Origin of the sequence: Saccharothrix mutabilis subsp. mutabilis, from assembly GCF_039521145.1 — a bacterium.
Taxonomy (GTDB): Bacteria; Actinomycetota; Actinomycetes; order Mycobacteriales; family Pseudonocardiaceae; genus Actinosynnema; species Actinosynnema mutabilis.
Window position 1 is genome coordinate 37,196 of the sequence record NZ_BAAABU010000024.1, and the last position, 16,658, is coordinate 53,853.

Consider the following 16,658-nt stretch of genomic DNA (forward strand, 5'->3'; position numbering starts at 1 on the left):
GTTGCCCGGCGAGCGGGCGGAGCCACCCCCCTCCGCCCGCTCGCCACTCCCCGACGGATGCGAACGGAGTCGGTGAATGACGGGTTTGTTCACGTCCCGGGAAGTCGCGACCGGTGATCTCTTCGCCGAGTTGCTGGACATGCTGGCCGCCGGCGCGCCGACGGACGCGTTCGAGGTGCTGTTGGACGACAACCGGCTGGACGACTTCGCCGGGTCCGTGCCCGACGTGAAAGCCGCGGTGTGGCGGGCGATGCGCGTCCACGTGCACATCCAGCGCGGTCGCAGCCGGGAGGCCGGGTTGGCCGCTCTGGTCGACGCCGCGAGGGAACTGGCCGCGCCGCACGAGTCCGTGGATGCCCTGCTGCACGCCATCACCCGGCGGGCGCGGCAACTGCTGCGCGTCGACATGGCCTACATCGCCCTGCTGGAGGAGGACCGCCGGCACAGCCGGGTGGTCGCCACCGACGGCCACACCTCCAGCCTCGGCGTCGGCCTGCGCCTGCCGGCCGACGGCATCGCGGCGCCCGCCCAGCCCGGCGGGGCCCCGTTCGCCACGCACAACCTGCTCACCGACGACCGGATCGTGCTGAGCCGGGAGTTCGAGGAGATGGCCCGCGCCGAAGACCTCCGCGCGGCCATCGCCGTCCCGCTGGGCGACCACGCGTCGTCGCGCGGAGTCCTTTACGTGGCGAGCCGGAAGGTCCGCCACTTCACCGCCGACGAACGGTCGTTGATCAGCTCCCTGGGCATCCTCGCCGGGCTGTACCTGGAGACCACGCACCTGCGGCTGGCCGCCGAGACGCGCGCGGCGGAGTCGGAGGCGCGGCTGTCCCGGATGTCCGCCACCGCGCGTGACCTGAACGAGTACCACGACCTGCAAACCGCGTTGCTGGACATCCTGTTCACCGAAGACGACCTGCACGCCACCGCGTCCACCGGCGCGCGGTGGTTGGGCGGCAACGTCTCCGTCTACGACGCGGACGGCGCGCTGCGCACCGCCGCCGGCGAGCCCGCCGACGTCGAGGACACCTCGGTGCTGGCCGCCGTGCCGGGCATCCGGTCCAGCGACCCGTTCCCGGTGGACCACCGGACGTGGCTGGTCCCGCTGTGCCGGCGGCAGGAGCACCTGGGCACGCTGGTGCTGCGCGGCCGGGGCGAGCTGACCGCGACCGAACGCGGCCGGCTGGACCTCGTCGCCCGCACGGTCGTGCTGATCCTGTGCCGGGACAACCTCGCCCGGACCGGCGACGCCCGCGACCGGTGGCTGGAGGACGCGCTGGGCGACGAGCACCGCGCGCCGGACCGGCTGGCCGACCGGGCCCGCCGCATCGGCCTCGACCTGGCCAAGCCGTACGTGATCGTCGTGGCCCGGCCCGGACCGGACCTGGTGCGCCGCGCCGGGGCGTGGGCCGGCGGGTACGTCCAGCGGACCGGTGGCCTGCGCGGCGCGCGGGACGGCCACCTGGTCCTGCTGCTGCCCGGCACGGACGCGAGCACCGCCGCCCGCACCGCCTCCGCGTCGCTGGAGTCCGCGCTGGGCGCACCGGTACCCGTGGGCGCCGCCGGTCCCCTGCTGGGCACCGCGTCCCTGCACGAGGGCTACCGCGAGGCGGTGCGGTGCGTGGACGCCGTGGTCGCGCTGGGGGTCGCCGGCGGGGCGGCTTCGGCGCGCGACCTGGGGTTCGTGGGCGCGCTGGTGGCGGGCAACCGCGACGCGGCCGGGTTCATCGAGCAGGTCATCGGCCCGGTGATCGAGTACGACCGCGAGCGCTCCGCCGACCTGGTGCCGACCCTGCGCGCTTACTTCGACGAGGGCGGCAGCCCCACTTACGCGGCGGGCCGGCTGCACGTCCACACCAACACCGTCACCCGCCGCCTGGACCGCGTCAAAGACCTCCTGGGACCGGATTGGCAGAAACCGGACCAGGCCCTGGAGATCCAGCTGGCCCTGCAACTGCTGCGGGTCCGCGAACTCCTCGAACACCGCCCTTGAACCCACGAAGGTGAGCACATGAGCGTCATCCCGGCCAGCCACCGCGACCTGCTGGAACGGCCGCTTTACACCCACCTGGCCACGATCCGGCCGGACGGGCGACCCCAGGTCAACCCGATGTGGTTCGCCTGGGACGGCGAGCACGTCCTGTTCACCAGCACCACGTTCCGCAAGAAGCACCGCAACGTCGCCCTGCACCCGGAGGTCGCGCTGTCGGTCAACGACCCCGAGCGCCCCACCCGCTACCTGGAGGTGCGCGGCGTGGTCGAGCGCATCGAGGACGACTCGCAGGGCAGGTTCTTCATCGAGATGGCCGCCCGCTACGGCATCCGCCTCGACGGCCCGCCGCGCGACGCGCCCTGGCGCGTCATCTACTACGTGAAGCCCACCTCGGTGAGCAAGCAGTAGTCCTGGACACGTCCGCGGGGGCAGCGCGCCCCGCCCCCGCGGACGGTCGATCGGCCTAGTGCCGCCGGTCGCGGCGGGAGCACGCTTCCGGGGTGGCGATGCACGAGCAACCGGGGGAACGCCGTGCGCAGCGCCGCGCGCCCGTGCAGCGGGCCGCCGCGCCGCGGGACGTGGTGACCACGTGGCAGCAGTTGATCGGGAACGCGTCGGTGACCAGGGCGTTGGGCGGTGTGCGGGTGCAGCGGCACATCGAGCACGTCGAACAGGCCGCCGACCGCAGCATCGGCGACCTCGCGCCCGCGGACGCCACGCGGATGATCGCCGAGTTCGCCGCCGCGCCCGCGTCGCTGGCGCGGTTCGGGCCCCGGCGGTGCCTGTTGCACCTGTTGCGCGAGGTCGAGGCGGGTGGGCGGACGGTCCCGCGGGCCGAGCTGGACCGGCGCAGCGCCCGGTACGCGCCGCTGGTCGTGGTGCGGCCGGACGGGTACTGGGCGCGGGCGCTGACCGGTGAGGCGTTGCAGCGGGCGTTCCCGCCGGAGCGGATGGCGTCGCCGCCGTACGAGGTGGGGGCGTTCCACTACTCGAACAGCGGCGTCATCCACCGGGTGGACGAGGGCCTGGCCGCCGCCGGTCCCCCGGTCGCCGAGCTGGGGCTGGAGCACGACGTCGTCAACGCGGCCCTGGACGGGGCCGAGGACGCCGTGGTGGCGATGGCGCGCGGGTTGCGGGAGCTGATCACGCACCCGATCCGGACCATCGCCGGGTTGGCGAACCTGCCCGGCGCGGTGGCGCAGCTGATCGCCGACAGCCCGGAGTACTGGGCGAGGTTCCAGGCGCTGCCGTTGCCCGGCCAGGTGCGCAAGGTGTCCGAACTGGTGTCCACGCTGGTGTTGATGTACGGGACGGCGGCGGGTTCGACCACCACCATCGCCGGCGCCGCCGCCGAGGTGGGGGACGTGACGGTGAACGTCCTGCGGTTGCAGGCGAACGGGACGCTGGCGGTGGCGCAGGTGACCGTGCCCGTGGGTGCCGTGGCGACCGCGATGGCCGGTGGGCCGGGTGCGATCTACGTGCTGTCGATGGCCAACAACGCGGCCGGCGGCGGTTCCGGCGGGTCGGGCGGTTCCGGCGGTTCGGGTGGCGGTTCGGCGAACCCGCCGGAGTTCCTCAAGGCCGTCAAGGACATGGACCGGGCGCAGGCGTCCAGACCGCTGACCGCGACCGAGCGGGGAGCGTTGGAGTGGAACGCCGAGCAGATCGCCACCAAGACCGCCCGCCCCACCGGGACCGGCGAGTACCCGTGGCAATCGCTGTGGAACCAACTCCAACGCCCCCGCTGGCGCTTCCTGAACCAGGCCCCGGACGCGGCCCGCACCCTGCGCGACATGATCAACCGCCTGCCGCCGGCCGGCCGCGACCCGTCCCTCCCCGACCGCGCCGCCCTGCTCGCCCAGCTGGAACGCTGGCTCAGCTCACCGTGACCACCCGCCGGCCGGCCGCCACGGGGCCGTCCTTGTCATCGCGGAACCCGAACCAGCGGTCGTGCGACGCGACGACGACGGCGGCCGGGGTCGTGGCCAACGCGGTCGCCAGCTCGTCCACGAGCGCGACCGACAGGTGGTTGGTCGGCTCGTCGAGCAGGACGACGTGCGGCTGCCCGGCCAACACCAGCGCCAGGTCCACCCGCCGCCGCGCGCCCACCGACAGCTCCCCCACCGGGCGGTCGGCGTCGTGGCGGTCCAGCAGGCCCAGCTCGGTCAACGCCGGCCCGTCCACGCCGGCGCGGGCGAGCCGCTCCTCGTACAGCGACCCGGCGGTGCGCCGCGCGGGCAGGTCGGACTCCTGGCGCAACCACCCGATCCGCGCCGACCGCGCCCGCGCGACCCGCCCGGTGGTGGGCGGCAGCGCCCCCGCCAACACCGCCAGCAGCGAGGACTTCCCGGAGCCGTTCGGCCCGGCGACCACCACCCGGTCCCCGGACGACACCACCAGGTCCACCGGGCGCGCGAACCGCCCCGCCACCGTCACGCCCTCGGCCCGCAGCAGCTCGACCCCGTCCAACGCGGGCAGCTCCGGCATGGCGAACCGGCCGGGCGGCACCGGCACCTCCACGACGTGCGCGGCCAACTCCTCCTGCCGCCGGTGCACGGCCCGCACCAGGCCGGGCGCACGCGTGGCCCGCGTGTGCCGCCCGTGGCCCTTCCCCGGCCGCCAGCTGTCCCGCAACCGGTTCCGCGCCGCCGTGAGGTCGTCGGCCAACCGCTCCCGCTCGGCGACCTGCTCGGCGTGGGCGGCCTCCCAGCGGGCGCGTTCCGCGGTCCGCCCGGACACGTACCCGGCGTAACCGCCGCCGTAGACCCGTGGGCGGCCGTCGCTGGAGGGGTCGAGGTCGAGCACGGACGTGGCGACGTCCGCCAAGAGCGCCCGGTCGTGGCTGACCAGCACCACCACCCCGGGGAACGCCCGCAACCGCTCGGTGAGGTGGTCGAGCCCGGACGCGTCGAGGTGGTTGGTCGGCTCGTCGAGCAGCAGCACCTGGTGCCCGGCCCCCAACAGGCACGCCAACCGCACCCGGTGCCGCTGCCCGACCGACAGGGTCCCCAACGGCCGGTCCCGGTCCGCCACGGCGTTCAGCGCGGCCAACGACACCTCGACGCGCCGGTCGGCGTCCCACGCGTCGAGCGCCTCGACCTCCGCCAACGCCTCCGCGTAGGCGTCCTCCGCCCCCGGCACGTCCTCGGCCAGGGCCTCCCCCGCGCGCTCCAGGTCCGCGAGCGCACGCCGGACGCCGGCCAGTTCGAGATCGATCAACGCGCCCACGGTGGCCGCGGGACCCAGCGGGATCTGCTGGTCGGCGACCCCCACCGACCCCGCGCACCGAACCTCACCGCGGTCGGCCGGCAACTGCCCGGCCAGCACCCGCAACAACGTGGTCTTGCCCCGCCCGTTCTCCCCGACCACGGCGACCCGCTCGCCGCCGGCGGCGACGAGATCCACCCTGGCCAGCACGGGCCGCCCGCCGTACGAGACGTGAACGCCCGACATCCGAACGTGCGCAGCACGCACCCGGGCAACATGAGACGACGACATGAAGGAACTGCCTCCAACAAGAAGTGATGCAACGACGAAGAACGGCACCGCGGACCGCGGCGCCGGTGGAGGCGTCGTCTCTCAGAGGAAGAACAGGTGCTGCATCACCCCACCAAGGTAACGCACACCGCCGCCGTCTTCACCCGGGTTTCCCCCGCGGTCGCCAAAAGTCCAAGCCCGCGCCCCGCAACTCCATTGCCGTTCCCGTCCACCCCGGTGGACCCTGCTCGAAACCCGACCCGCCCACCCACGCCGGCCGTCCACAGTGGACACCATCGGGCAAAGCATGGAGCGACGCATGAAACCCCTGCACAGACTGCGGAACGCGGCCGTGGCCGCCGTCGTGGTGACCACCGCCGTGGCGCCCACCGCACAGGCCGCCACCTACACCGTCACCTACGGCTCCACCGGCTCGTACGCGCACCCGACCGACACGCCCGCGAGCACGTTCATCGACAAGGACGGCACGTTCTACTTCCAGCAGTCCGCCTCCCTGTACGGCGCGACGCAACCCCGCTACTGGGCGTTCTTCACCGGCACCAACTTCGACACCGCGACCCGCTCCCCCATCAGCGACGCGGTGAACCCCGCCAACGGCAACGACAAGAACAACGACACCACGTGGCGGTGCAACAACAGCCCGACCGGCCTGGAGTCCACCTACGCGCCCGCCGGGTCCGGGTACTCGCAGCGCAACTTCTGCGTGCTGGTCGGCGTGTGGGTCGACCCGGACACCGGCCACTGGTACGGCCTGGTGCACAACGAGTTCACGCCCCAGCCGTTCGGCGACGGCCTGCACTACGACGCCATCGACTACGCCGTCTCCACCGACCAGGGCCGGACGTGGACCATCCGCGACCACGTCATCACCTCGCCGTACAGCACCAAGCGCGGCGACACCACGGCGTTCCCGCACCAGACCTACCACTACGGCGCGGGTGACCAGCGGCTGTTCGTGGACACGGCCTCGGGCTACTTCTACGTCTTCTACGGCTCGCGGATCGTGGACAAGGGCGGCAGCTGGCGGGCTTTCTACGGGCACGTCGCCCGCGCGCCGATCGCGTCGAAGATGGCGCCCGGGTCGTGGCAGAAGTGGTACAACGGCTCGTGGTCGCAGCCGGGCGTGGGCGGCCGGGAGAGCACGATGGTGCCGACCGCCACCAACCCGAACGGGTACGTCCCGACCTCCGCCGAGTACAACCCGCTCAACACCGGCACGTCCAGCGAGCAGATCGCGGCCGGCAAGATGCCGCCGACCTCGCCGCTGTTCGTCATGAACATCGCCTACAACGCCCACCTGGGCCTCTACCTCGGCACCCCGCAGGCGGTGGACCAGTCCGGCAACGCGCCGCAGGAGGTCTACGCCACCGACGACCTCACCACCCAGAAGTGGACGCTGATCGGCAACTCCGGCAACTACCGCAACGCCTCCTGGTACCGCTGGTTCCTGGACAGCACCAGCAAGACCGGCTCGACGATCATCGGCAAGGACTACCGCTCGTACTGCTCGATCGCGTGCACCAACTCCGACGGCCAGTACGCCAACACGACCATCACGTCCAGCACGGGCGAACCGGTCCTGTTCGACCCGGCCCGGACGTACACGATCGGCGCCTCGGGCCGCGTCCTGTCCCAGGTCTCGGGCAGCTCGGCCACGACGTCCGGCGCGCCGACCGGCGCGGCGTCGGAGAACTGGCGCTTCACCGCCAACGGCGACGGCTCGTACCGCGTCGCCAACGCCGCCACGGGCCACCTCCTGGGCGTCGGCACGACCTCGACGTCCACCCGAGCGTGGGGCACGAAGCCGACCGCGACGGCCGGCAACTCCCCGACCGTGGGCCAACAGTGGTTCGTCATCCGAAGCGGCACGACACACCGCCTGGTCAACCGCTACAGCGGCCTGGTCCTGGCCCTCTCCGCCGACACGACCCGGACAGCGGAGACAACCCCGGCCCGCTTCTGGACCAACACGACGGGCAACCCGGTCGGCGGCTCGCGGACGGCGGCGGAACAGACCCTGACCATCACCCCGAGCGGAGCAGCGGACCCGTCCCTGAACGGCACCCGAACCGTCACGACGTCGGGCAAGGCCCTGGACAACCCCGGGTCTTCGACGACGAGCGGCACGCAGCTCATCACCTGGACCCCGAACGGCGGGGCCAACCAGCGGTGGTTGTTCACGCAGCAGGCGGACGGCACGTACACCATCGTGAACACGGCCTCGAACCTGTGCGTGGACGACTACGCGGGCGCGACCACTCCGGGCACGAAGGTCATCCAATGGACCTGCACCGGTGGGGCCAACCAGCGCTGGCGAGCGACGAAGCTGCCCAGCGGGCTCTACACGTTGACCAATGTCCATTCTGGACTGTTGCTCACCACGGCGTCCACGGCCAACGGCGCCCTGGTGACCCAGGAGGTCAACAGCGGGTCGGCCCTACAGCAGTGGTCGATCAGCTAGCCACCACCAGCACGCTTTCGCGCGAAGCGCGGCTCTTCGCCGCGCTCCGCGCGGCCGGGCTCCCAGCCACAAGGGGCCTCCGTGTTCCCCACCGTATGACCTGCCCGAAGGACTACCACAGATTTCCGGGGTCGGGCCAAAAAGTTTTGCGAGGAACGAGCAAAAGTTTTTCGACCGACCCCGGAAATCTGTGGTCGGCTCCGCCAGGTCATACGGTGGGGAACACGCAGGCCCTTCCCCCACTGGAGGCCTCCCGGCCGCTTTTAAGCTTTAGAGCGCGCCAGCGCGTCCTTCAACGCGCGAAGCGCTCCCAAGCGCGAAGCGCTCCCAAGCGCGAAGCGCTCCCAAGCGCGAAGCGCGTTCGAGGTCAAGACAGCGGAGCGCGTTGCGTGAGGACCCGCGAAGCGTGGGCTTGAGAGCGTCAGCGTTCAGTTCAAAGCGTAAAAGAGCCTCGCCGGCGGGCAGGCCGCCGGGGGAGGAAAAGAAAAAGAGGGGGCTTTTCCGTCCTCCCCGTATGGCCTGGCGGAGCCGACCACACTTTCCCGGGGTTGGTCGAAAAACTTTTGCTCGTTCCTCACAAAACTTTTTGGCCCAACCCCGGGAAAGTGTGGTAGCCCTTCGGGCAGGCCATACGGGGAGGACGGAAAAGCCCAAAAGCGAGGGCGCTGCGCGCCCTGAAGAGCGGAAGCTGCGCGCTGGTGGTCAGCGTTTCAGCTTGGCTGCTCGGGCTTCCAGGTGGCGCTGTTCGGCGATGCTCGCCGTGGCCTTCGCCGCCAAGCGGTAGTGCTCGTATGCGGCCGTCGAGTCTCCCGTTTTCTCCAGCAGGTGTGCCCGTGCGGAGAGGAGTCGGTGGTGGCCGGCCATTCGGGTGTCATCGTCCAGAGTGGACAGGAGAGCCAGGCCGGCCTCTGGTCCGGACTTCTCCGCCAGTGCGATCGCTCGGTTCAGGGTGACCATCGGGTTGGGCGCTATCCGTTCCAGGATCAGGTAGAGCGCGTGCACCTGGGCCCAGTTGGTCTCGTCGGCAGTGGTGGCGTCGGCGTGGGTGGCGGCTATGGCGGCTTGCAGCTGGTACGGGCCCAGCGCGGGGCCGGCCAGGGAAGTCTTGGCCAGGGTCGTTCCCTCCTCGATCAGCCTCCGGTCCCACTTGGTTCGGTCCTGGTCGGCCAAGGGCACCAAGTCGCCGGTTTCCGTTGTTCGGGCGTCTCGGCGTGCGTGGGTCAGGAGCATCAGGGCCAGCAGGCCGGTCACCTCCGGGTCGTCCGGGAGTTGGGTGTGGACGAGTCTTGCCAGGCGGATCGCCTCGGTGGCCAGGTCGGCTCGGTGCAGGCCGTTGCCGGACGTCGCCGTGTAGCCCTCGTTGAAGATCAGGTACAGGACGTGCAGGACCACCCGTAGGCGCTCCTCTCGTTCCGGCTGTGCCTCCGGTAGGCGGAACCCGCTGCCGGCCGCCCTGATGCGTTGCTTCGCCCGGCTGATGCGGGCGGCCATCGTCGGTTCCGGGACCAGGAAGGCTCGGGCGATCTCGGCGGTGGTCAGGCCGCCTACCGCGCGCAGCGTCAGGGCCACCTGGGAGGCCGCCGTCAGGGAGGGGTGGCAGCACAGGAACAGCAGCAGGAGGGTGTCGTCGGTGTCCGGGACGTCCCCGGGCGGCACCTCGGCCGCTGTGGTCGACTCGCGTTCCCGTCGGGCGTGGTCGCTGCGGACCTGGTCGACCAAGCGCCTCGACGCGACGGTCACCAGCCAGCCGCGCGGGTTGTCCGGCACCCCTTCCACCGGCCATTGCAGGGTCGCCGCCAGCACGGCCTCCTGCACGGCGTCCTCGCAGCCCTCGAAACGGCCGTGCCGCCGGGCGAGCGTGTCGAGGACCTGCGGCGTGACGGGTTTCGCGAGCGCGACCCTCCTGGCCGCGACCGCCGCCCTGTTCGTCACTCGGCGACCATCTGCCAGCCGTTGCCCGGAGCCGGCACGTCGAGGCTGACCTGCGCCCGCAGGTCGCCCGGGTGCGCGGGTCCGTCCACCACCAGGGCCCCCAGCCCCGCCACCAACACCGCGGCGGCGAACGCGAGGGCGGGCCCGCGGCTCCTGGCACCCCGGCCGCGAACACCGGAGAACCCCGTCATCGCCACCGCATCGCCACAGGTAGCCATCACCACTCCACCTCCTCCGTTCTGGTGGGGGGATACCCGGTGCGGCGCGGACCGAACGACACGTTTTTCCAGGTTCACCGTGACGAGTGCCCGGGACGCGCGTGGACCCCGGCCCGTCGGGCGAGCCGGGGTCCACAGTGGACTGATCGGGTCAGGAGGTCGCGACGTTCAGCAGCACCTCGTGCGTGCCGTCCGGGTCGGTGGAGGTGGTCCAGTCCGACGTGCCGGCGGCCTGGAGGGCCGACTTCACCGCGGCGGGCGAGGCCGTCGGGTGGGTCGCCTTGTAGAGCGCCGCCGCGCCGGCGACGTGGGGGCTGGCCATCGACGTGCCCGAGATGGTGTTGTAGCCGCCGCCCTTCCAGGTGGACAGGATGCACACGCCCGGCGCGATCAGGTCGACGTCCGCGCCGTAGTTGGAGAAGTCGGCGAACGTGTCGTCCACGTCGGCGCGGCAGGTGGACGCCGCGCCGCCGCCCGGCTTGCCGTTGAAGTCGGCCAGGGCCGAGACGGTGATGACCTCGTCGTACGCGGCGGGCACGAACGTGGCCGAGTCGGCGGCGCTGTTGCCGGCGGCCACGACGTAGGTCACGCCGGCGGCGACGGAACGGCAGATCGCCTCGTGCATGGCGTCGCGGTTGGAGCCGCAGGCGCTGTCGGTGCCCGAGCCGCCCAGGCTCATGTTGGCGACCTCGATCTCGCCGGCGTGCGCGGTGACGAAGTCGATGCCGCAGACGATGTCGGAGAACGAGCCGCTGCCCTTGTTGTTCAGCACGCGGACCGGCCACACGCGGGCGCCGGGCGCGACGCCGACGACCCCGTTGGCGTCGTCCTTCGCGCCGATGGTGCCGGCGACGTGGGTGCCGTGGCCGTTGCCGTCGTCCGCAGAACGCCCGCTGGAGCAGTTCTTCGCGCCGGCGGTGTGAACGTTGAGGTCCGGGTGGTCGAGGTCAACGCCGGTGTCGATGACGGCCACGTCCACGTCCACCCGCTCGTCCACGCCGTCGATGCGCGCGGTCGGGCTGACCTCGGCGTCCACGCGGTCGACGCCGGTGGGCACGGACTGGGCGGCGATCGTGGCCACGCCGTCGCGCTGCACGAGCGCGACCCGCGGGTCACGGGCGAGGCGGGCGGCGGTGGCCGGGGTCATGCGCGCGGCGTAGCCGCGGACCGCCGACTCGTAGCGGTGGGTGACCGCGACGGCGGGGTCGGCGGTGAACGCGGACAGGGCCGCGCCGTCCTGGAGCAGGACGACGTAGGACTCGGCCCCGGCGGCGGAGGCGGGTGCGGGAAGGACCGCGGCGGCCAGCAGGGCCGCGAACAGGGTTGTGCCCGGGAGCTTTCGCATGGCTCTCCTCAAGCGGCGGCGTGCAGGGAGCCACGATGGTCGCACCCGATCAGGCGAGGAGACGTTCGTCCGGTCGGGTGTAACCGTTGACGAGGGCGGCGAAATGCGTGAACACGCGGTCACCCGCGGTCGGGGTCCTCGCCCACCGCGTGGTCGGCGACGCCGATGCTGCCGGTCGGGTTGGCCTCGGGGTGGGCGGAGCCGGTGTCGGAGCGGCCCGGCGGGTTGTCCTGGTCCAGCGGCCCGTCGGCCTGCTCGTCCAGGGACGCGCGGCTCGCGGCGTCGTACTCGCGCTCGCGGTCGTCCTGCGGTGCGGTCATGGTGGGACTCCCTCCTCGGTGCGCCCGGGTTACCCGGTCGGGAGGTTTTCGCACCCCGGGCCCGGGTAGCCGACCGCAATGGACGACGCCTTCCCCATCCGGGACTACGACCACCTCGCGCTCGGCGACCTGCGCCACCGCATCCGGTCGCTGACGGCCGAAGACCTCCGGGTCGTGCTGGAGCACGAACGCGCCCACGCCCACCGCACGGCGGTCGTCGAAGCCCTGACGGCCCGCCTGTCCGAGGTGGAGGGCGGCGCGGAACCCGCCGGCGGCGACCAACGCGCCACCCCGCCCGCCGACAGCGCACGCCGCACACCGGAAGTCTCGCCGGCCCACTCGCCCGACCCGAACACGCCCCTGCGGCACGGGGTCGCCGGCCAGACCCCCGCCCGCGGACGCTGACCTCCGCGGGCCGCGCGGGCTGCCGAGAAACCGCCACCCGCGCGGGCCGCGTTCGGCGCTGAACCCTTCGGCGCTGAACCCACAGCCACCCGCCCGGCGCGAGGACACCCCTCGCGCCGGGCGGGTGAGTCCACTGTGGATCACTCCGGGGCGGATCACTCCAGCGCCTTCCTGACGCGGGCGTACCCGAGGTTCAGCCAGTCGGAGCCCGCGACGGCGCCCAGCACCGTCACCACGACACCCGTGGCGCGCGGCGCGAGGACGAGACCGGCCGTCAGCACCCCCGCCACCCACACCCCCGCGCAGAACGGGCACGTCACCAGCTCGCCCACGGCGTGCCGGACCCCGTCCCCGCGCACCGACTCGTTGACCTCGCCCAACCCCGCCGGCTCCTCGTAGCGCGTGAACGGCGCGCGCAGCACGGCGGTCACCGACGCCTTGGTCAGCAACCGGCTCGCCTTGTGCGTCGCCACCGACAACAGCACCACGTCGGCGACCCGGACCCGCTCGGGCGGCCGGACCCCGCGCCGCCGTCCCACCAGCACCGCGCCACCGGCCAGCGCGGCGTAGGAGGCCAGCGAGACGAGGTACCCGCCGAGCGGACGTCCCTCCCCGGCGGCGTGGGCGGCGCGGATCCGGCGGAACGGTGCGGTGAGAGCCATGCACGCAGAGTTGCCGGGCCCGGTGCGGCGAAACCCGTTCCGCCCGAACCGGTCAAGACCCGGCTAACCCGCGTCCCCGGGTGAGCGATACTCCATCAGGGGTCTCTTCCCGAGGAGACGAACCATGCGCACCAAACGCTTTCTCACCGCACTCACCGCCGCCGCCCTCACCGCCGCGATGGCGACACCCGCCGTCACCGCGGCCCATCCCGGACAGCACGGTCCACTCGACGGCCACCTGCTCGGACCGGGCGCGTGGGGCGACCTGCAACTGCTGGGCAAGGCGGACCTGACCGACACCGACGACCTGATCGCCGACGTGGCGATCGACCCCCGCTCCACCCACGCCTACCTGGCGAACTGGGGCAAGCCGACCTGCGACGCCAACCGCGAGGACGGCGACCCGGACGCCGGCGCGTACGTCGTCGACATCACCGACCTGGCCAACCCGCGCCGGATCGGGTTCATCCCCCACTCCCAGGACAGCCGGCCCGGCGAGGGCATGCAGGCGGTCCCCATCGGCACCAGGTTCTACAACGGCACGATGCTCGTGATGAACAACGAGCACTGCGGCAAGAACGGCAAGGGCGGTGTCTCGCTGTACGACGTGAGCAACCCGGCCAAGCCCGTCAAGCTCTCCGAGCACTTCGGCGACCGCGCCAACCTCTCGCTCGGCGACAGCAACGACATCCACAGCGCGTTCGCCTGGGACGCCGGCGCGAACGCCTACGTCGTGGTGACCGACAACTTCGAGTCCGGCGGCCCGGACGTGGACATCCTCGACATCACCAACCCGCGCCGCCCGCGGCTGATCCACGAGATCGACATCAACGCCGCGTACCCGCAGCTCACCCAGCCGCAACTGGGCCTGACCCAGGTGTTCCTGCACGACATGACCGTCAAGCGGATCAACGGGCACTGGGTGCTGCTGCTGTCCTACTGGGACGGCGGCTACATCCAGTTCAACGTGGACAACCCGACGCAGCCGACGCTGATCGGCGACACCGACTTCAGCCACCCCGACCCGCAGCTGCTGGAGTCGACCGGCCAGGCCCGCACCCCCGAGGGCAACGGCCACCAGGCCGAGTTCACCTCCGACGACGAGTACTTCCTCGGCACCGACGAGGACTTCACCCCGTACGGCGCGACGGACTTCGCGATCTCGACCGGCGCCTCCGCCGGACCGTACCCGTCGGTCCCGGTGCCCGGCTCCGCGCCGATCGTGGTGCTGTCCGACGAGGTGCTCAACGGGCCCGTGGTGTACGGCGGCTACGGCTGCCCGGACTCCGCCGCGGTGCCGACGCCGGGCTCGATCCCCGGTTACGAGGCGTCGTTGCAGCCCGGCGAGGAGAGGATCGTCGTCCTGCAACGCGGGCCGGCCGGCGACCCGAGCGCGCCCGAACCGGCGTGCTTCCCCGGCCAGAAGGCGCACCAGGCCGTGACCGCCGGGTGGGACGCGGTCGTGGTCGTCCAGCGGCACGGCGGTCCGGAGAACCCGCCGTACTGCGGCTCAGGCGGGTTCGACGACCTGGTGGTCGCCGTGTGCACCAGCCACGAGGCCTACCACCGGATGTTCGGCACCCCGGTGAGCACCACCTACCCCGACGGCCCGGCGATCGGCACCGTCGGTGAACGGGTCCGCGCGACCGCGGCCTTCGACGGCTGGGGTTACGTGCACCTGTTCGCCAACCGGCTCGACGCCGGCGGCAAGTTCCCCGAGCTGGACACCTACGCCATCGAGGAGGGCATGGGGGAGGCGCGGGCCGTCGGGTTCGGCGACCTGACCGTGCACGAGGTGGCGACCGACCCGAACCACGCGCGGCGGGCGTACCTGTCGTACTACTCGGGCGGGATGCGCGCGCTGGAGATCATGTGCACCGGCCCGGACAGCTGCGAACTGGTCGAGACCGGCGGCTACCTGTCGCCGACCGGCAACGACTTCTGGGGCGTCGAGGCGTTCACCCGGGACGGGACGACGTACGTGGCCGGCAGCGACCGCGACGACGGCCTGTACCTGTTCTCGACGACGCGGTAGGCGTCGGACCGGCCCGGGGTCCGTCCCCGGGCCGGTCCCGTCGCTCAGTGGTGGTAGGCGTGCACGACGGCGTGGCCGCTGCCCCGGGCGATGAGCCACTTGTTCACCGGCACGGTCACCACGAAGGCCACCGCGAACGCGAAGGCCAGCGCGCCCCAGAACAGCAGGCTGCCCAGACCGGCGTCCATCGCGCCCGGCACGACCAGCATCACGCCGTTGTCCACGACCTCCATGACGATGATCGACACGGTGTCGGCGGCGAGCGCGACCTTGAGCGCCTGGCGGAAGCCGACACCGGCCTTGAGCACGCCACGCATGGTCAGGGCGTAGCCGAAGACGAACGCGAGGGCCACCGCGAGGGCGATGGTGGGCAGGTTGCCCCAGCCGAGGGCCGTGCCGATCACCATGCCGAGCACCTCGCCGATCGCGCAGCCGGTCAGGCAGTGCAGGGTCGCCGACGCGGCCATCCCCCAGCTCACCGGCCCAGCGTGCGCACCATGACCCTCATGTCCACCGTGGTCACCATGAGCCCCATGACCCTCATGACCGCCGTGGTGGCCGTGGTGCCCTTCATGCCCTTGGTGGCCGTGGTGCGCTGCGTGGTCGTCCTGCATGGTTCTCCCCTGCTTCCATACCCCACGGGGGTAATATGCGAGGAAGGCTAACATTCCCCGCCGCCCCGCGAACACGTCTGTGTGATCAACCACAGCCTGTTGGCCGGTCACCACTATGGGTCATCGTAGATTGTGTATCTTGGGTCGCGTGTCCGCTCTCGTCCGCAGCCGGGTCCCGCACTGGGTCCTGGTGTGGACGGTCGTGTTCGCGGTCGTGGGCATGCACCACCTCAGCGCGCAACAGCCACCCGCACACACCACGACGACCGCTGTCGCCTGCTGTGCGCACGACGCGCCGCAAGAACACGAGCACGACACCCTGCACCTGTGCCTAGCGGTCCTCGGGGCCGCGCTGGCCCTGGCCGCACTGGCCCTGGCCGCGTTCCGGAAGACCGCCGAACGCCCCGGCACACCCCTCACCCGCGCCGTCCACCGCCCACCCGGACCACGCGGCACACCGGCACTACTGGCGACCCTCTGCGTCCTCCGACTGTGAGCAATCCGTCCACACAGGACAGGAATGACACACGACCACTCACAGAGGACACCATGACCAGCAAGAACCTGGTCGGGACGGCGCTGGCCGCCCTGACCGCCGTCGTGCTCGCCGGCTGCGGCGGCTCCGACTCCGGCAGCCACGGCTCGACGCACACCACGACCACCACCGCCGCCGCCACGGCGAGCGCGTCCACCGAGCGCAACGACGCCGACATCGCGTTCGCCCAGGGGATGATCCCGCACCACGAGGGCGCGATCGAGATGTCCAAGCTCGCCCAGGGCCGGACGACCAACCCGAAGGTGCTCGACCTGGCCGCCCGCATCGAGCAGGCCCAGGACCCGGAGATCAAGACCATGACCGCGTGGCTGACCGCCTGGGGCGCGGCCCCGACCGGCGGGCACGACGGTCACGGCACGTCCATGCCGGGCATGATGAGCCACGAGGAGATGGAGAAGCTGGAGCAGGCCAAGGACGCCGACTTCGACAAGCTCTTCCTCGAAGGCATGGTCAAGCACCACCAGGGCGCGATCGACATGTCCAACACCGAGCTCCAGCAGGGCGTCAACGCCGAGGCCAAGAAGCTGGCCCAGCAGATCATCGAGGCCCAGCAGAAGGAGATCGACGAGATGAACGCCCTCCTGAGGGGCTGATCCCCGCCCCCGCACCACGCCCACGG

At 72.0% G+C, this 16,658-nt stretch carries 16 protein-coding genes; 8 read left to right on the forward strand and 8 right to left on the reverse strand.

Annotated features, from left to right (window positions below):
• Nucleotides 1–76 precede the first annotated feature (76 nt).
• From ABD126_RS32745 to ABD126_RS32755, 3 genes are all read left to right on the forward strand, one after another.
• Complete coding sequence (locus ABD126_RS32745; RefSeq protein ID WP_343938348.1) at nucleotides 77–1,993, forward strand: helix-turn-helix domain-containing protein; 1,917 nt, start codon at nucleotides 77–79, stop codon at nucleotides 1,991–1,993.
• An 18-nt stretch (nucleotides 1,994–2,011) separates the two neighbouring features.
• A complete protein-coding gene (locus ABD126_RS32750; protein ID WP_343938350.1) occupies nucleotides 2,012–2,401 on the forward strand; it encodes a PPOX class F420-dependent oxidoreductase in 390 nt (129 codons plus the stop codon).
• 92 nt (nucleotides 2,402–2,493) lie between these two features.
• Nucleotides 2,494–3,882 carry a hypothetical protein gene (locus ABD126_RS32755; RefSeq protein ID WP_343938352.1) on the forward strand — a complete coding sequence of 463 codons (1,389 nt, stop codon included), beginning with the start codon at nucleotides 2,494–2,496 and terminating at the stop codon, nucleotides 3,880–3,882.
• On the opposite strand, the gene ABD126_RS32760 is transcribed toward ABD126_RS32755, so the two are convergent.
• Nucleotides 3,869–5,491, reverse strand: coding sequence for an ABC-F family ATP-binding cassette domain-containing protein (locus ABD126_RS32760; RefSeq protein ID WP_343938354.1), 1,623 nt, complete (start codon nucleotides 5,489–5,491; stop codon nucleotides 3,869–3,871). The genes ABD126_RS32755 and ABD126_RS32760 overlap by 14 nt on opposite strands.
• A gap of 298 nt (nucleotides 5,492–5,789) precedes the next feature.
• Here ABD126_RS32760 and ABD126_RS32765 point away from each other — a divergent pair, with 298 nt between their 5' ends.
• Entirely contained in the window at nucleotides 5,790–7,952 is a 2,163-nt protein-coding gene (locus ABD126_RS32765) for an RICIN domain-containing protein (protein WP_343938356.1), read from the forward strand.
• 702 nt (nucleotides 7,953–8,654) lie between these two features.
• On the opposite strand, the gene ABD126_RS32770 is transcribed toward ABD126_RS32765, so the two are convergent.
• From ABD126_RS32770 to ABD126_RS32785, 4 genes are all read right to left on the reverse strand, one after another.
• Complete coding sequence (locus ABD126_RS32770) at nucleotides 8,655–9,884, reverse strand: RNA polymerase sigma factor (protein WP_343938358.1); 1,230 nt, start codon at nucleotides 9,882–9,884, stop codon at nucleotides 8,655–8,657.
• Nucleotides 9,881–10,102: a hypothetical protein gene (locus tag ABD126_RS32775; protein ID WP_343938360.1), complete on the reverse strand. Its 222-nt coding sequence runs from the start codon at nucleotides 10,100–10,102 to the stop codon at nucleotides 9,881–9,883. The genes ABD126_RS32770 and ABD126_RS32775 overlap by 4 nt, the downstream gene beginning before the upstream one ends.
• Nucleotides 10,103–10,253: 151 nt before the next feature.
• A complete protein-coding gene (locus ABD126_RS32780; protein ID WP_343938362.1) occupies nucleotides 10,254–11,447 on the reverse strand; it encodes a S8 family peptidase in 1,194 nt (397 codons plus the stop codon).
• A 119-nt stretch (nucleotides 11,448–11,566) separates the two neighbouring features.
• A complete protein-coding gene (locus ABD126_RS32785) occupies nucleotides 11,567–11,767 on the reverse strand; it encodes a hypothetical protein (protein WP_343938364.1) in 201 nt (66 codons plus the stop codon).
• A gap of 78 nt (nucleotides 11,768–11,845) precedes the next feature.
• On the opposite strand from ABD126_RS32785, the gene ABD126_RS32790 reads away from it, so the two are divergent.
• Nucleotides 11,846–12,172, forward strand: coding sequence for a DUF8129 domain-containing protein (locus ABD126_RS32790; protein ID WP_343938366.1), 327 nt, complete (start codon nucleotides 11,846–11,848; stop codon nucleotides 12,170–12,172).
• Nucleotides 12,173–12,327: 155 nt separating this feature from the next.
• On the opposite strand, the gene ABD126_RS32795 is transcribed toward ABD126_RS32790, so the two are convergent.
• Entirely contained in the window at nucleotides 12,328–12,834 is a 507-nt protein-coding gene (locus tag ABD126_RS32795) for a DUF1360 domain-containing protein (RefSeq protein ID WP_343938368.1), read from the reverse strand.
• Between the two features lie 124 nt (nucleotides 12,835–12,958).
• Here ABD126_RS32795 and ABD126_RS32800 point away from each other — a divergent pair, with 124 nt between their 5' ends.
• On the forward strand, nucleotides 12,959–14,869 hold the full coding sequence (locus tag ABD126_RS32800) for an LVIVD repeat-containing protein (RefSeq protein ID WP_343938370.1): 1,911 nt from the start codon (nucleotides 12,959–12,961) through the stop codon (nucleotides 14,867–14,869).
• Between the two features lie 44 nt (nucleotides 14,870–14,913).
• Here ABD126_RS32800 and ABD126_RS32805 read toward each other — a convergent pair whose 3' ends face one another.
• Complete coding sequence (locus tag ABD126_RS32805) at nucleotides 14,914–15,336, reverse strand: DUF4396 domain-containing protein (RefSeq protein WP_343938511.1); 423 nt, start codon at nucleotides 15,334–15,336, stop codon at nucleotides 14,914–14,916.
• A gap of 8 nt (nucleotides 15,337–15,344) precedes the next feature.
• Nucleotides 15,345–15,509 carry a hypothetical protein gene (locus ABD126_RS32810; protein ID WP_343938372.1) on the reverse strand — a complete coding sequence of 55 codons (165 nt, stop codon included), beginning with the start codon at nucleotides 15,507–15,509 and terminating at the stop codon, nucleotides 15,345–15,347.
• A 122-nt stretch (nucleotides 15,510–15,631) separates the two neighbouring features.
• On the opposite strand from ABD126_RS32810, the gene ABD126_RS32815 reads away from it, so the two are divergent.
• The gene (locus ABD126_RS32815; protein ID WP_343938374.1) at nucleotides 15,632–15,979 is read left to right on the forward strand and encodes a hypothetical protein; all 348 of its coding nucleotides are present in this window, start codon (nucleotides 15,632–15,634) and stop codon (nucleotides 15,977–15,979) included.
• Between the two features lie 53 nt (nucleotides 15,980–16,032).
• Nucleotides 16,033–16,632 carry a DUF305 domain-containing protein gene (locus ABD126_RS32820; protein WP_343938376.1) on the forward strand — a complete coding sequence of 200 codons (600 nt, stop codon included), beginning with the start codon at nucleotides 16,033–16,035 and terminating at the stop codon, nucleotides 16,630–16,632.
• Nucleotides 16,633–16,658 lie beyond the last annotated feature (26 nt).

Bases quoted from the DNA above. Each gene is read 5' to 3' on its own strand.
- ABD126_RS32750 (WP_343938350.1), top strand. From the start codon at position 2,012: ATGAGCGTCATCCCGGCCAGCCACCGCGACCTGCTGGAACGGCCGCTT.
- ABD126_RS32775 (WP_343938360.1), bottom strand. From the start codon at position 10,102: ATGGCTACCTGTGGCGATGCGGTGGCGATGACGGGGTTCTCCGGTGTT.
- ABD126_RS32780 (WP_343938362.1), bottom strand. From the start codon at position 11,447: ATGCGAAAGCTCCCGGGCACAACCCTGTTCGCGGCCCTGCTGGCCGCC.
- ABD126_RS32820 (WP_343938376.1), top strand. From the start codon at position 16,033: ATGACCAGCAAGAACCTGGTCGGGACGGCGCTGGCCGCCCTGACCGCC.
- ABD126_RS32805 (WP_343938511.1), bottom strand. From the start codon at position 15,336: ATGGCCGCGTCGGCGACCCTGCACTGCCTGACCGGCTGCGCGATCGGC.
- ABD126_RS32760 (WP_343938354.1), bottom strand. From the start codon at position 5,491: ATGTCGTCGTCTCATGTTGCCCGGGTGCGTGCTGCGCACGTTCGGATG.
- ABD126_RS32785 (WP_343938364.1), bottom strand. From the start codon at position 11,767: ATGACCGCACCGCAGGACGACCGCGAGCGCGAGTACGACGCCGCGAGC.
- ABD126_RS32800 (WP_343938370.1), top strand. From the start codon at position 12,959: ATGCGCACCAAACGCTTTCTCACCGCACTCACCGCCGCCGCCCTCACC.
- ABD126_RS32790 (WP_343938366.1), top strand. From the start codon at position 11,846: ATGGACGACGCCTTCCCCATCCGGGACTACGACCACCTCGCGCTCGGC.
- ABD126_RS32795 (WP_343938368.1), bottom strand. From the start codon at position 12,834: ATGGCTCTCACCGCACCGTTCCGCCGGATCCGCGCCGCCCACGCCGCC.
- ABD126_RS32765 (WP_343938356.1), top strand. From the start codon at position 5,790: ATGAAACCCCTGCACAGACTGCGGAACGCGGCCGTGGCCGCCGTCGTG.
- ABD126_RS32745 (WP_343938348.1), top strand. From the start codon at position 77: ATGACGGGTTTGTTCACGTCCCGGGAAGTCGCGACCGGTGATCTCTTC.